The 13,831-nt window shown below is 56.5% G+C and carries 13 protein-coding genes and 1 pseudogene; 5 read left to right on the top strand and 9 right to left on the bottom strand.

The window, feature by feature from the left end; translation table 11 throughout:
- Positions 1-185: 185 nt before the first annotated feature.
- The 6 genes from MUN80_RS07355 to MUN80_RS07330 form a co-directional block, all read right to left on the bottom strand.
- Positions 186-509, bottom strand: a complete 324-nt coding sequence (locus MUN80_RS07355; RefSeq protein WP_244721694.1) for a 50S ribosome-binding protein YggL — start codon at positions 507-509, stop codon at positions 186-188.
- A gap of 113 nt (positions 510-622) precedes the next feature.
- Entirely contained in the window at positions 623-1,801 is a 1,179-nt protein-coding gene (locus MUN80_RS07350) for an acetyl-CoA C-acyltransferase (protein ID WP_244721691.1), read from the bottom strand.
- A gap of 46 nt (positions 1,802-1,847) precedes the next feature.
- Complete coding sequence (locus MUN80_RS07345; RefSeq protein ID WP_262922048.1) at positions 1,848-2,216, bottom strand: four helix bundle protein; 369 nt, start codon at positions 2,214-2,216, stop codon at positions 1,848-1,850.
- A 41-nt stretch (positions 2,217-2,257) separates the two neighbouring features.
- Positions 2,258-4,666 carry a 3-hydroxyacyl-CoA dehydrogenase/enoyl-CoA hydratase family protein gene (locus MUN80_RS07340; RefSeq protein WP_244721686.1) on the bottom strand — a complete coding sequence of 803 codons (2,409 nt, stop codon included), beginning with the start codon at positions 4,664-4,666 and terminating at the stop codon, positions 2,258-2,260.
- A gap of 143 nt (positions 4,667-4,809) precedes the next feature.
- Positions 4,810-5,286: a MarR family winged helix-turn-helix transcriptional regulator gene (locus MUN80_RS07335; protein ID WP_100338677.1), complete on the bottom strand. Its 477-nt coding sequence runs from the start codon at positions 5,284-5,286 to the stop codon at positions 4,810-4,812.
- A gap of 145 nt (positions 5,287-5,431) precedes the next feature.
- Complete coding sequence (locus MUN80_RS07330; protein ID WP_244721683.1) at positions 5,432-7,210, bottom strand: AMP-dependent synthetase/ligase; 1,779 nt, start codon at positions 7,208-7,210, stop codon at positions 5,432-5,434.
- A 232-nt stretch (positions 7,211-7,442) separates the two neighbouring features.
- Between MUN80_RS07330 and MUN80_RS07325 the strand changes: the two genes are divergently transcribed.
- The 5 genes and pseudogenes from MUN80_RS07325 (at position 7,443) to MUN80_RS07305 (ending at position 10,871) form a co-directional block, all read left to right on the top strand.
- On the top strand, positions 7,443-8,591 hold the full coding sequence (locus MUN80_RS07325; protein ID WP_244721681.1) for a formimidoylglutamase: 1,149 nt from the start codon (positions 7,443-7,445) through the stop codon (positions 8,589-8,591).
- A gap of 180 nt (positions 8,592-8,771) precedes the next feature.
- On the top strand, positions 8,772-9,005 hold the full coding sequence (locus MUN80_RS07320) for a cytochrome b5 domain-containing protein (protein ID WP_244721678.1): 234 nt from the start codon (positions 8,772-8,774) through the stop codon (positions 9,003-9,005).
- A gap of 48 nt (positions 9,006-9,053) precedes the next feature.
- Positions 9,054-9,853, top strand: a pseudogene (gene murQ / locus MUN80_RS07315) (N-acetylmuramic acid 6-phosphate etherase).
- 22 nt (positions 9,854-9,875) lie between these two features.
- Entirely contained in the window at positions 9,876-10,139 is a 264-nt protein-coding gene (locus MUN80_RS07310; protein WP_244721675.1) for a hypothetical protein, read from the top strand.
- A 165-nt stretch (positions 10,140-10,304) separates the two neighbouring features.
- A complete protein-coding gene (locus MUN80_RS07305; protein ID WP_244721672.1) occupies positions 10,305-10,871 on the top strand; it encodes a hypothetical protein in 567 nt (188 codons plus the stop codon).
- An 80-nt stretch (positions 10,872-10,951) separates the two neighbouring features.
- Here the strand turns inward: MUN80_RS07305 and MUN80_RS07300 are convergent, their stop codons facing one another.
- The 3 genes from MUN80_RS07300 to era form a co-directional block, all read right to left on the bottom strand.
- Positions 10,952-11,230, bottom strand: coding sequence for a hypothetical protein (locus tag MUN80_RS07300; protein WP_244721669.1), 279 nt, complete (start codon positions 11,228-11,230; stop codon positions 10,952-10,954).
- 169 nt (positions 11,231-11,399) lie between these two features.
- The gene (der, locus tag MUN80_RS07295) at positions 11,400-12,722 is read right to left on the bottom strand and encodes a ribosome biogenesis GTPase Der (protein WP_244721665.1); all 1,323 of its coding nucleotides are present in this window, start codon (positions 12,720-12,722) and stop codon (positions 11,400-11,402) included.
- A 161-nt stretch (positions 12,723-12,883) separates the two neighbouring features.
- The gene (era, locus tag MUN80_RS07290; protein ID WP_244721657.1) at positions 12,884-13,783 is read right to left on the bottom strand and encodes a GTPase Era; all 900 of its coding nucleotides are present in this window, start codon (positions 13,781-13,783) and stop codon (positions 12,884-12,886) included.
- Positions 13,784-13,831 lie beyond the last annotated feature (48 nt).

Raw genomic sequence — 13,831 nt, 5'->3', positions numbered from 1 at the left:
GAGTTGGGTTAAGGAATGTTTTATGTCGAAAGTCTGAGGGCGAAGTGCTCGGCTTGCCTACTATTTATAACGTCAGGCGGCCCGAATACATTCGTACCGAAATATACGTAATTATGTTATGCTTGCCGAGTACTTTGCCTGAAAAAAAGAAGCCCCAGTGCACTGAGGCTTCCGACTCCACTTAGTTACTGGTCGCGAAACGGGCCGTAGTAGGCGTCGGTCAGCTCGGAGCTGGTAGCCTCGGCTACTTCGGGCCGGGCCTGCAGCCACTGCTGGAGCTGGTCGCGCTTTTCCCGGGCCTGCTCTTCGGACAGCCGCTTCACGGGCGTGGCGGCAAAATCATCCAGGGCTCCGCCGATAATCAGCTCAAAGGCTTCAATCTGCTCGAGCAGCACGTCCGAGAAATCCAGGTAGCTGTCGGGCTTGTCGTCGGTGAGACGGTAGGACACGTTCCAGCTGAATTCCTTGAATTCCTGGCGGTGGGTTTTCTTACGCAGGCGTTTTTTCATGACCTAAGCTAAGCAAGAACTTCGACTCGGACCGGGCGCGGCCTGAGTTTTCCGGTGGAGAAGCGCTGCCACGCTTTCCGACCAGCACCCGGTCCGGGTCGAAGCTGGGAGAGTTATTTCAGCAGCTCGTAGATGCCAGCTACGCCCTGGCCGCCGCCCACGCAGGCGGTTACCATGCCATACTTCTGGCCTCGGGCCCGCAGCTCGTGGAAGAGCTGGATGCTGAGCTTGGCGCCCGAGCAGCCCAGTGGGTGGCCCAGGGCAATAGCACCGCCATTCACGTTCAGCTTGCTTTCGTCGATGCCCAGCTCTCGCACCACGGCAATGGACTGGGAAGCAAAGGCCTCGTTGAGCTCAAACAGGTCGATGTCGTCGAGCTTCATGCCGGCCTGCTTCAGCGCCTTCGGCACGGCTTTGATCGGGCCCATACCCATGATGCGCGGGTCGATGCCTTCGGTAGCGTAGGTTACCATGCGGGCAATGGGCTCCAGGTTAAGCTCCTTCACCATGCGCTCCGACATGACAATCACGAAAGCCGCACCGTCGGAAGTCTGGGACGAGTTACCAGCCGTAACGGTGCCGTTGGCAGCAAACACGGGGCGCAGCTTAGCCAAGGCTTCTACCGAGGTATCAGCGCGGGGGCCTTCGTCGGTATCGACTACAAACGAACGGGTTTTCTTCTTGCCCGAAGCCTGGTCAATATAGGTTTCCTCGACGGTAATGGGCACAATCTGCTCCTTGAACTTGCCGGCCTCAATAGCCTTGATGGCCTTTTGGTGGGAGTTGTAGGAGAATAGGTCCTGGTCTTCGCGCGAAATTTTGTAGTCGTTGGCTACAGCTTCGGCCGTCAGGCCCATGCCCAGGTAGTAGTCGGGGTGTTTTTTCGACAGGTTGTAGTTCGGAACCGTCTTCCAACCCACGGTGGGCACCATGCTCATGCTTTCGGTACCACCGGCCACGATGCAGTCGGCCATGCCGGCGGCAATTTTACCAGCGGCCATGGCAATGGTTTCCACGCCCGAGCCGCAGTAGCGGTTTACAATCAGGCCCGATACGTTCATGGGCAAAGCCAGCAAAGAAATCAGGCGGCCCATCTGCAGGCCCTGCTCAGCTTCCGGCACGGCGTTGCCTACAATCACGTCGTCGATGCGCGTGGGGTCGAGGGCGGGCACGGAGGCTACCAGGTGTTTGATGACGTCCGCGGCCAAGTCGTCGGGACGGGTGAAGCGGAAACCGCCACGGGTGGCTTTACCAACGGCAGTGCGGTAACCGGCTACGATATATGCATTCATGATCTTAGATGTTAGAGGTGAGAACTCAGAGCTTAGACTCGGGTGGCTAGTTCTCAGGTTGAAGACTTTTCTGGAAGCCGTAGAGCATTCGTTGCAATTCGGCTAACTCATCAAGTACTGACTGTAAGCGGGTTTCATCAAGATAACCGAATTCAGCCGCCAAGATGAGCTGGGTTTCTAACTCGTAAGCCGAGCCAGTAGCAATTGACAAGAACTGACTGAAGTCTTTGGTTGAGCCTCTACCTGACCCTTCTGCAATATTGGAAGGAATAGAAACTGCTGCCCGGCGTATCTGAGACGTCAGACCAAATCGTTCGTCACTTGGGAAAGCTGCAGAACACTGGTAGGTCAACTTGGTAATCAGCATCGCCTTCTGCCAAATCTTCAGCTCCCGAAAACGATGCCGACTTACCATACCAGAACAACCGCTAAGTTCTAAGCTCTCAGTTCTGAATTCTAATTGCGCAGCGGTTTGCCGGTGGTCAGGATGCTCTGGATACGCTCCAGGGTTTTCCGCTCGCCGGTCAGGCTCAGGAAGGCTTCGCGCTCCAGATCCAGCAGGTACTGCTCGCTCACGTTGGCCGGCGACGACAAATCCCCACCAGTCATGACGTAAGCCAGCTTGTTGGCAATCTTAACATCGTGGTCGGAAATGTAGTTGCCTACCCGCATAGCGTGCACCCCGGTCAGGAACATGGCCAGGGCCCCTTTGCCGTGCACCTTGATGTCGGTTTTCTGCACGGGCTGAGTGTAGCCGGCCTCGGCCATGGCAATGGCTTCAGCCTTAGCGGTGGCAATGAGGCGGTTGTTGTTGACTACCACTTCGTCGCCGCGGCGCAGGAAGCCCAGGTCGAAGGCCTCGGCGGCCGAAGTCGACACCTTGGCGGTGCTAATGGTCACGAAGGCGTTGCGGAGCAGGTTGAACTCGGGCTCCCCTTCCTCATACTTAGCGGCCGTGCGCAAGGTCATTTCCTTGGTACCACCCCCGGCCGGAATCAGACCCACGCCGAATTCTACCAGTCCCATGTAGGTTTCGGCGGCCGCTACCACCTTATCGGCGTGCAGGTTCAGCTCGCAGCCACCGCCCAAGGCCAGGCCGTGGGGCGTGCCCACCACCGGAATGCTGCTGTAGCGCATGCGCATCATAGCATTCTGGAACTGGGCAATCATCATGTTAATCTCGTCGTACTCCTGGTCGAGGGCGTACATGTACACCAGACCCAGGTTGGCGCCGGCTGAGAAGTTGGGCGCGTCGTTGCCGACGACCATGCCGCGGAAGCCCTTCTCGGCAATGTCCACGCCCTTCATCAGGCCCTGAATGACGTCGGAGCCCAGGGTGTTCATCTTGGAGTGGAACTCCACGTTTACAATACCGTCGCCGAGGTCGAGGACCGAAGCCCCGGCGTTTTTCCAGATGACTTTGCCCGTGGCGCGCAGGTTGTCGAGGATAACGAAGTTCTCCACGCCCGGAATGGTCTGGTAAGACTTCGACTCCAGGTCGTAGAACTGCTTAACACCCTGCTCATTCACCTTGTAGAAGGTCGAATTGCCAGCGGCCAGCATTTCCTCAATCCAGGGAGCTACGTTTTTGCCGTGGGCCTGAGCCAGCTCCAGGCCTTTCTGCACGCCCAGGGCGTCCCAGGTTTCGAACGGACCCAGTTCCCAGCCGAAGCCGGCGCGCAGGGCGTCGTCAATCTTGTAGAGTTGGTCGGTGATTTCCGGAATCCGGTTCGAAACGTAGGCAAACAGGCTGCCGAAGCTCTGGCGGTAGAAGTCGGCAGCTTTGTCTTTGCCGGCTACCAGCACCTTGAACCGGTCCGCTACCTTGTCAATGGCCTTAGTAGCTTCCAGGGAAGCAAATTTCACCTTCTGGCTGGGCTTGTACTCCAGCGTATTCAAATCCAGGGCGTGGATTTCGGACTTACCGCCCGCGCCCTTCACTTTCTTGTAGAAGCCCTGGCCGGTTTTGTCGCCCAGCCACTTGTTCTCACCCATTTTCTTGACGAAGTCGGGCAGCACGAATACGTCCTTGGCTTCGTCGTTGGGCAGGCCCTGGGCTAGGCCATTGGTTACGTTGATGGTCGTGTCCAGACCAACCACGTCGGAAGTACGCAGGGTAGCCGACTTAGCGTGGCCGATAACCGGGCCGGTCAGCTTATCGACTTCTTCCACCGTCAGGCCCAGGCGCTGCATGGTCTGCATTACGTCGAGCATGGCGAAAACGCCCACGCGGTTGGCAATAAAGCCGGGCGTGTCCTTGGCCAGTACGGTGGTTTTGCCCAGGTACAGGTCGCCGTAGTGCATCAGGAAATCCACCACCGACTGGTCCGTTTCCGGCGTCGGGATGATTTCGAGCAGCTTCAGGTAGCGGGGCGGGTTGAAGAAGTGAGTGCCGGCGAAGTGCTTGCGGAAATCATCCGAGCGGCCTTCAGCCATCAAATGAATCGGAATACCCGAAGTGTTCGACGTAATCAGGGTGCCGGGCTTGCGGAACTGCTCGATGCGCTCAAACAGGCTCTTCTTGATGTCGAGACGCTCTACGACGACCTCAATGGTCCAGTCGCAGGTGGCAATGTCCTTCAGGTTGTCGTCGAAGTTGCCCGTTTTGATGCGCGACACGTCGGCCTTGCGGTAGAGCGGCGAGGGGTTCGACTTCACGGCCGCGTCGAGCGAGGCGTTTACGATGCGGTTTTTCACCGCCGCCGCGTCGAGCTTGAGGCCCTTCTTTTCCTCGTCGGGAGTCAGCTCCTTGGGAGCAATATCGAGCAATAACACCTGCACGCCGATGTTGGCGAAGTGCAGCGCAATGCGCGAGCCCATCACACCGGAGCCCAATACGGCTACTTTTTTGATAATACGATTCATTCGGGAAGGAATGAGGTGGGTGAGAAATGAAAGATTCAGGTGGAAACTTCGCGTTCAACTACTCGTCATGCCGAGTTAATTAGAACACGAAGGCCCGCTATTTGGGTTGCTATCCGAAAGCAAAACACTCCGAGCCCGCGCCGTTAGGCGGCGGATTCGGAGCGCAGGGGTTTCAGCTTAAAATCGTCGAAGAGGGTTTTCCCCTCAATCATGCCCGTAATCTGGCCCACGACCTTGAACATGACTTCCAATTGGGCCTGGGGGATTTTCTCCCGCACCTTCTGGTTGAAATGCCGCACGGTCTGGCGCGAAACTTCCTTTTTGCGCAAACCTTCCTCGGTCAGGAAAATGCGGACCGAGCGTTTGTCCTGGGTATCGGCTTGCTTGTAGATCAGGCCCTTCTCTTCCATGCTGCGCAGAATGCGCGTCAGGCTCCGGGTTTCGAGGCCCAGCAGGGGCGCAATTTTGGTAGCCGGAGTACCGAGTTCCTGGTCTATATTGAGCAGGACAAAGCCGATGCTGGTGGTAATGTCGTGCTTGGCAGCCTGCGTATTGTACATGCGCGAAATGGCGTGCCAGGCAACTTTGATGTTATAATCGACGGTTTCTTCCGGTGTCATGGGTGTGGCGAAGTCCGGTAAACATACAAAGAATATGTTATGCTTGCATACTAAATAATTAGAAAAAAAGTTTGGGGCCAGTGCTCATTTCCATTCCGGAGACGGTCAGCAGCCCCAAACTTTTCTCGGCAGCCCTACCTGCCGTTTACCGGTGTGCCTCCTGCTGGTAGAGGCTCTCGATCAGATCCTTGTTGTTCTCGGTGATGATCTTGCGCTTTACCTTCATGGTGGGTGTCATCTCGCCCGTTTCTACGGTCCAGAGGTTGGGCAGCAATACGATTTTCTTGACCTGCTCCCACTGAGCGAAGCTTTGGTTGTACTTCTTCACCAGATCCTCGTACATCTGCACCACCTTCTCATTCTTGATGAGCTCTTCGTTGGAGCAATTGCAGTCCACGTTATTGCGCTTGCACCAGCCTTTTAGGTCGTCGAAGGAAGGAATGACGAGGGCGGCAGGAAATTTCTGGTCGGCCCCTACCACCATGCACTGCTCTACCAGCGGCGACTCTTTCAACTTGCCCTCAATTACCTGCGGGGCAATGTACTTGCCGCCTGAGGTTTTGAACATCTCCTTCTTCCGGTCGGTAATCTTGAGGAAGCGCCCATTGACAAACTCGCCGATGTCGCCGGTGTGGAACCAACCGTCGGCGTCGATTTCCTTGGCTGTCAGGTCGGGCTTGTTGTAGTAGCCCTTCATCACGGAGGCTGACTTGGTCAGAATCTCGCCGTCTTCGGCAATTTTCACCTCCATGTTGTCGATGAGTGGGCCGACGGTACCAATCATGTTGTTCTCGGGCTCAAAGCCGCCCACGGCAATAACCGGGGAGGTTTCCGTCAGACCGTAGCCTTCCATCACCCGGATACCCGCTGCCCAGAACACCCGGGCCAGCCGGGGCTGCAGGGCGCCGCCACCGGATACGATGCATTTGAGGTTGCCGCCCAGCGCCTCACGCCATTTATTGAAAATAAGCTTGTTGGCCAGAGCCAACTGGGTATTGTAGAAGAAGCCTTGGTCTTTCTGAGTATCGTACTTCAGGCCCAAATCCAGGGCCCAGAAGAACAGGTTTTTCTTGACGCCATCCAGCTCGTGGCCTTTAGCGACAATCTTATCATACACCTTCTCCAGCAGGCGGGGTACGGTGGTGAAAATCTGGGGCTTCACCTCGCGCAGGTTGTCGGCAATGACCTCCATGCTTTCGGCGTAGTAGATGCTCACGCTGTTGATCATGTAGAGGTAAGTTACCATCCGCTCGAAAATGTGGCAGAGCGGAAGGAAACTCAGGGCCTTGTCGTCCTTCGTGACGGGCACAAACGGCTGGGAGTTACGACAGTTGCTCAGAATGTTGTCGTGGCTGAGCATCACGCCTTTGGGGTTGCCGGTAGTGCCGGAGGTATAAATCAGGGTGAGCAGGTCGTCGGGCTGCACAGCGGCGCGCAGGGGCTCCAAGGTAGCCGGGTCACCTTTTTTGCCCATTTCCAGCAGCTCGCTGAAGTGCCGCACGCCCGCCACCTTGTCGAAGGTGAAAACGTGCTTTACCTCGGGCAAATCAGCCGTGGCTTCCTTTACTTTGGCGTAGAGCTTAGCATCCGACACGAATACGGCCTTAACGCCGGCGTCGGTGAAGATGTACTTGTAGTCTTCGACCGTAATGCTGGGGTACATCGGCACGGTAGTACCGCCAATCTGAGAGATACCGAAGTCGGCAAACATCCACTCGGGCCGGTTCATCGAAATGATGGCCACTTTATCATCCTTTTTCAGGCCCAGCGCCAGCAGGCCCAGGCTGACCTGGTTGGCATGGTCCAGGACTTGCTGGGTGCTATACTTTTGCCAGGAACCATCAATCTTGGCGGCCAGAGAGTCGGCTTTGGGGGCAGTGGCAAGTTGGTGCGAGAGAATATCAAACGCGCGGCGGACTTCCATGGAGAGTAGGATGCTAAGGGTGGGAAAAGCGGAAAAGAGGGCAAAAAAAGTCTGCTTCTGTAACGCTAGAGAGGGCAAAGGCGTCTCGAATAATCAGCCAAGACAGCTTAAATAAATAGATTTTTTGGCATAATGCCTATTACGGACCAGCTCGGGGCGAAGGTTGACGCCGAAAAACTGGAAGGGCTAGCGGGTTTTGCTTAGTTTTGTCTGCCTGCACTGTCCGCGCCCGATGAATCTGGCCATCTTCTTTGATCCGCTCCGCGAGGAGCTCACTGCCGCCTCGGCAGCTTCTACCACGCTAGCGAATTACGCTACCCGTTTTCTGGACTCGTTTCCGGACTGGCGGGCGGCGGACTTGGCCCTTATCGGGCTGAACGAGTGGCGGGGCAGCGCCGGTGGGGAGCCTGCCGTACACGGGGCCGACGAAGTACGCCGCCGCTTCTATCAGCTGCAAAAAGGCACCGGCAGCATGCGCCTGGTCGATTTGGGCAACCTGCGCCCCGGCCTAACGCTGGAAGACACCTACCTGCGCCTGCGTGAAATCGTGGCCGCGCTGCTGGAGCATAACACCGTCCCGATTCTGCTCGGCGGCAGCCAGGACTTGGATTACGGACAGTTCCTGGCCTACGAAACCCTGGAACGGCCGGTCAGCTTTGCCATGGTCGACTCGCGGGTAGACATGGCCGAGCACGACACGGCCCCGGCCGAGGATTCGCACCTGCGCCGCATTCTGATGCACGAGCCCAATTTCGTGTTCAACTTCGCCCAGCTGGCCCACCAGCAGTACCTGGTGGCCCCCGATGTGCTGGCGGCCCTGGAAAAGCTCCATTTCGAAACCCTGCGCCTGGGGCAGGTGCGCGACGATATCCGCCAGGCCGAACCCTTGCTGCGCCAAGCCGACTTTGTGAGCTTCGACGTGGCCGCCTTGCGCTGGAACGATGCCCCAGCTTACTACCCCGCTAACCCGTTCGGCCTTACCAACGAGGAAGCTGCCAAGCTAGCTTGGTACGCGGGCCATAACGACCAACTCAGCTCCTTCGGCCTCTACGGCTACCGCCCCGACCACGACACCCACGGCCTGGCAGCCTGCGCCCTGGCTACGATGCTGTGGTATTTCATTGAGGGCTACTACCACCGCCGCAACGAAACTGACTTCCAGAGCCGCCGCTTTATCCGCTACGCCGTGGGGCTGCCCGGCTCCCCGGCCAAGCTGGTGTTCTACAAGGCCAAACGCACCGAAAAGTGGTGGCTGGAAGTGGAAAGCCTAGCCGACAGCGCCATCAAGCGGATTGTGCCGTGCAGCTACGAAGACTACTTCAAAGCCGCCCAGGGTGACCTGCCCAACCGCTGGATTCTCACTCAGGCATTACTTGGCTAGTTGCTCGTTCGTAGTTGTTAGTTGTTTTTCGTCCGTGCTTCGCGGCATTCTTAATTCAGAAGTCAATTGATGAACCCGCCGTCCGATTCAGAAAACCAACAACAAGCAGCTCCAAACAACGGACTAACAACTAGCGACCAACATCTAACAACGAACCTCCCCGAATACACCCTGGCTCAATTGGCATTGCGCAACGGGCAGGACCGGGACGAAATCTGGGTGGGTTATAATGGCCTGATCTACGACGTGACCCGCTCCCGTCTCTGGCGCCGTGGCAACCACTACGAGCACTGGGCCGGCCAGGATCTGACTAAGGAGCTCCAGAAAGATGCGCCTCATACTGAGCACGTTTTCGACAAGTTTCACGCCATTGCCCGCCTCAAAGCGCCTACCTCTTCCACTTTGGAACGTTGAAGTCAGTTCAGCATAAAACTCACCACTTCACCATTTCACCATCTCACCTTGGGTACTACCGAAAGTCCTTCCCAGTTCAACAACCTCGAAACGCTCTCCACCCACGAGCTGCTGGTCGGCATCAACAGCGTGGACCAGACGGTGCCGCAGGTCGTAGCCCGGGCCCTGCCCCAGATTGAGGCCCTGGTGGAAGCCACGGTGGAGCGGCTGCAACGGGGGGGCGGCTGTTCTACATTGGGGCTGGCACCAGCGGCCGGCTCGGTATCCTCGACGCTTCGGAGTGCCCGCCTACCTTCGGCGTGCCCCAGGGCCTGGTTATCGGTCTTATTGCCGGTGGCGACACTGCCATCCGCAAAGCCGTCGAAAATGCCGAGGACGACGCCCAGCAGGCTTGGCGCGACCTCCAGGCCCACGACATCAACGCCAACGACATGCTCGTCGGCATTGCCGCCTCCGGCCGCACTCCCTACGTCATCGGCGGCATGGCCATTGCCCGCCGCCACGGCATTGCCACCGGCTGCATCGTTTGCAACCCCGAGTCCTCCATTGCCGCCCTCGCCGACTTCCCCGTCGAAGTCATTACCGGCCCCGAGTTCGTTACCGGCAGCACCCGCATGAAGGCTGGTACGGCCCAGAAGCTAGTGCTCAACATGCTTACTACCGCCACCATGATCCGTCTGGGCAAAGTCAAAGGCAACAAGATGGTTGACATGCAGCTCAGCAACCTCAAGCTCGTGGACCGCGGCGAAAAGATGATAATGGACGAGCTCGGCATTGAGCAGCCCGAAGCCGCTGAGCTACTTAAGAAGCACGGCTCCGTGCGGGCCGCAATTGAGGCGCAACGGTAATTCGTTGTTCTGACCACGTACCATGATTCAAAGCTTTGGCCTGCGGGTTATGCTTTCCTGCCTGTTGCAACTTGTGTTGCATGTGCTGTATTATGAGCCGCTGTCCTTCGTAGCCTTAAAAGCTCTCTACCTCCTGATAGTTCTGGCCAATACCGTAGCCCTACTTATCTATACCTATCAGGCTTTCCAGCGCCAGCGTCCAATACTGGCTGGGGCCGCGGCCCTGGCTTCTTTTCCCGCACTACTGCTTGGTATACTGTTGTTTGGCACGCTACTGAGCAAGTAGCTCAACTGGTGCCCTAATTTTGGCTCAGCTTATCGGTGATTGACCCAACCCAATAGCCAGGTCAACACAATTAGGGCTTGCGCGTTAGAATGAGCTGCTGCCCCGGAGCTTTTTTGGCCGGTGGTTGTTACCTGTCTACTCATTCATTCCAACCACTGCCCGCCCGTGCATACCATCGAGCCCCACTATAACTGGATAGAGCAGTATTCCGCTTCTGAGGACCCCCGCTCCCCCTTGTTCGAAGCTGAAAACAACCTCAACGCCTTCACCAATACGATTTACGGGTACTACATTCACCCGCAGTGGGACAGCCTCGAATCCGATACGCTGTTCCTCAAAATCCTCTTTGTCGACTACGACGAGGGCATCGGCATCATTGAATTCATCGGCGAGTGGAACGACGCCATCGAAAACGACATCATGAGCCTTAAGCGCAATATCATCGATTTGATGGTGCACGAAGGCATCCGCAAATTCATCCTCGTCGGCGAAAACGTATTCAACTTCCACGGCTCCGACGACTCTTACTACGAAGAGTGGTTCGAAGACGTGGAAGACGGCTGGATTGCCGGCGTCAACTTCCAGGAGCACGTTATCCGCGAAATGCACCAGTTCAATGTGGATAACTACGTCAACTTCGGTGGACAACTCGATGACCTTCCCTGGCGCACCTACGAGCCCCGCCGGCTCTTCACTCTCGTCGACGGTATTCTGCGGCGGCGGCTGGGATAGCTGCTCTTACCGCAATACCCATAAAAAAAGGAGGCTCCCTGAATCAGGGAGCCTCCTTTTTGCCTTTTCAGGCAGCGCAATTACTGCTGGGTCGTGGTAGCGCCGGCAGCGGGAGCAGGCGTAGCCTGGCTAGCACCAGCGTCAGCGGCATCTTCCATTTTGTCAGCCTGAGCTTCGGTAGCGTTTTCTACCGAGTCAGCACCAGCTTCGTTGCCAGCATTTTCCATAGCGTCAGCCTTAGCTTCGCCAGCTTCTTCTACTTGCTCAGCAGCGTTTTCCTGAGCGTTTTCAGTCTTGCTGTCGCACGAAGCGAAGGTGAACGAAGCAGCAGCCAGGGCGAGGAACAGAACCTTTTTCATGGTCAAGGGAAAAAATGGGGTTGTGAGAATCAAGTCAGATATTCTTAAATCAGGCTTCGGGCGTATTGCAGCTCGGCGCTAGATTCGGACCTTTATACTCACCTCCCCGGAAGGTAACCCGACAGTAGAAAAATTTATTCTGCGTTTTTCCAACGCCTTAAATATCAGCTTACTTCTTCCGGAAAATAATACCGATGGGCACGCCACCGAAGTCGAAATTCTCCCGCAGGCGGTTTTCCAGGTAGCGGGTGTACGACTCACTCACGTACTGCGGCAGGTTGCAGAAGAAAGCAAACACCGGGTTATGCGTGGGCAGCTGGGTTACGTACTTGATGCGCACCATCTTGCCCTTCGTGGACGGCGGTTGGTGCTCCTCAATCACGCGCAGCATCACCTCGTTGAGTTGGGAAGTCGGGATTTTTTTAGTCTTATTCTCGTACACCTGAATGGCCGTTTCAATGGCCTTGTGCACGCGCTGCTTGGTGAGCACCGAGGTGAAGATGATGGGCGGATAGGCAATAGGCGCTATCTTCTCATAAATCTGCTCCTCGATTTTCTTGGTCGTGTTGGTTTCCTTGTCTTCGACCAAGTCCCACTTATTGACCAGAATCACGATGCCCTTGCGGTTCTTGTCGGCCAGGGCGATGATGTTCACGTCCTGGGCTTCCACGCCGCGGGTAGCGTCGAGCATCACGATGCAGACATCGGACTCTTCCATGGCCCGGATGGAGCGGAGCACGGAGTAGAATTCGATATCCTCTTTCACCTTGGTTTTGCGGCGCAGACCGGCCGTATCAATCAAAATGAACTCGTTGCCGAAGGCGTTGTAGCGCGTTTTGATGGCGTCGCGGGTTGTGCCGGCAATATCAGTCACGATGGTGCGCTCCTCGCCCAGCAGCAAATTTACCAGGCTGGACTTGCCCACGTTGGGGCGGCCAACCACGGCAATCTTGGGCAGGCCTTCATCCTGCACTTCCTCCCATGGGTCTTCAAAGTGCGAAACTACGGCATCAAGCAAGTCGCCGGTGCCGGAGCCGCTTTGGGAGGAGATGGTGAAGATGTCACCGTCGCCGACGCCCAGGGCGTAGAACTCGCCGGCCGCGTGGGCCCGGGCGTTGGTGTCAGCTTTGTTGCCGACCAGGTAAATCGGCTTTTTGCCCTGGTAGCGGCGCAGTACGTTGGCAAACTCCTCATCGAGGCCGTGCATGCCCGCGTCCACGTCAACCATAAATAAAACCACGTCGGCCTCATCAATAGCCAGCTTTACTTGGCGGCGGATGCTTTCCTCAAATACATCGTCGGAGCCGTGCACGTAGCCCCCCGTGTCGATGACGGTGAAGTGCTTGCCGATCCACTCGCCGTAGCCGTAGTGCCGGTCGCGGGTTACGCCGCTTTGGTTGTCCATAATGGCCTTGCGGTGACCCACGAGGCGGTTAAACAGGGTGGATTTGCCCACGTTGGGGCGGCCCACAATTGCAATGGTATTCTTCATGCGTCTGACTCCAGCCGCCGGCCCGACCAGTTTCGGCAGTGCCCGGAGTAGTTAAGTAAATGTGAGGTCGGAATTTCTTTTAGAACTCAGAAGTGAGAGCTCAGAACTTAGAATTAATAATCGTTTAGTCTAAGTTCTGAGCTCTCACTTCCGAGTTCTATCTATTGGCTGTACCCGAAGCGGTTTAGGGCTTTGGGGTCGGTGCGCCAGTTTTCGTTGACTTTGACGTGGGTTTCGAGGAAGACTTTCTTTTGGAAGAATTTCTCCATTTCCTCCCGGGCCCAGGTGCCGACTTTCTTCAGCGCCTCGCCTTTGTTGCCGATGATGATGCCTTTCTGGCTAGCCCGCTCCACGTAGATGGTGGCCCGGATGCGGATAATATCCTCTTCCTCCTTGAATTCCTCGATGCCAACTTCGCAGCTGTAGGGAACTTCCTTTTTATAGAGTTTGAAGATTTTCTCCCGAATCATCTCGGCGGCAAAGAAACGCTCCGGCTTGTCGGTGAGTTCATCTTTGGGGTAATAGGCCGGGTGCTCGGGCAGGTAGCCCAGAATCAGATCCAACAGCTCACCGGTACCAAACTTTTCGAGGGCCGAAATGGGCAATACGCGGGCTGCATTAGGCAGCTGTTCGCGCCAATACTCCACCTTGGCTTCTACTTCGGCCTGGTCGGCTTGGTCGATTTTGTTGACCAGCAGCAAAATCGGGGTGTCGACCATCTTGCGCAGGCGCTCTACTACGGGCTCCTCGTCGTGCTTTTCGTAGATGTCGGTCACGAACAGGATAACGTCGGCGTCTTCCAGGGAGCTGTACACGAACGACATCATGGCGTTGTGCAGCTCGTACTTGGGCTGGATGATGCCGGGCGTATCGGAGTAGACCAGCTGGAAATCGTCGCCGTTCAGGATGCCCAGGATGCGGTGACGCGTGGTCTGGGCCTTGCTCGTGACAATGCTGAGCCGCTCGCCCATCAGGGCGTTCATCAGCGTCGACTTGCCCACATTGGGCTTGCCGATAATGCTCACAAAGCCAGCGCGGTGCGGTTTAGGTTCGGGATTCACAGGATTTTCTAAATAAGTCTGCAAAGGTACCGCTTTATAGGCAGATGC

It is taken from the genome of Hymenobacter cellulosivorans, from assembly GCF_022919135.1.
Taxonomy (GTDB): domain Bacteria; phylum Bacteroidota; class Bacteroidia; order Cytophagales; family Hymenobacteraceae; genus Hymenobacter; species Hymenobacter cellulosivorans.
Note: the sequence above shows the minus strand (reverse complement) of the source record. Positions and strands in the feature narration are given on the sequence as shown.

What these genes read in the sequence shown, in the direction of transcription:
- MUN80_RS07350 (WP_244721691.1), bottom strand. Translation starts at nt 1,801, where the DNA reads ATGAATGCATATATCGTAGCCGGTTACCGCACTGCCGTTGGTAAAGCC.
- MUN80_RS07310 (WP_244721675.1), top strand. Translation starts at nt 9,876, where the DNA reads ATGATTCAAAGCTTTGGCCTGCGGGTTATGCTTTCCTGCCTGTTGCAA.
- MUN80_RS07300 (WP_244721669.1), bottom strand. Translation starts at nt 11,230, where the DNA reads ATGAAAAAGGTTCTGTTCCTCGCCCTGGCTGCTGCTTCGTTCACCTTC.
- MUN80_RS07345 (WP_262922048.1), bottom strand. Translation starts at nt 2,216, where the DNA reads ATGGTAAGTCGGCATCGTTTTCGGGAGCTGAAGATTTGGCAGAAGGCG.
- MUN80_RS07330 (WP_244721683.1), bottom strand. Translation starts at nt 7,210, where the DNA reads ATGGAAGTCCGCCGCGCGTTTGATATTCTCTCGCACCAACTTGCCACT.
- MUN80_RS07340 (WP_244721686.1), bottom strand. Translation starts at nt 4,666, where the DNA reads ATGAATCGTATTATCAAAAAAGTAGCCGTATTGGGCTCCGGTGTGATG.
- MUN80_RS07335 (WP_100338677.1), bottom strand. Translation starts at nt 5,286, where the DNA reads ATGACACCGGAAGAAACCGTCGATTATAACATCAAAGTTGCCTGGCAC.
- MUN80_RS07325 (WP_244721681.1), top strand. Translation starts at nt 7,443, where the DNA reads ATGAATCTGGCCATCTTCTTTGATCCGCTCCGCGAGGAGCTCACTGCC.
- MUN80_RS07355 (WP_244721694.1), bottom strand. Translation starts at nt 509, where the DNA reads ATGAAAAAACGCCTGCGTAAGAAAACCCACCGCCAGGAATTCAAGGAA.
- der (WP_244721665.1), bottom strand. Translation starts at nt 12,722, where the DNA reads ATGAAGAATACCATTGCAATTGTGGGCCGCCCCAACGTGGGCAAATCC.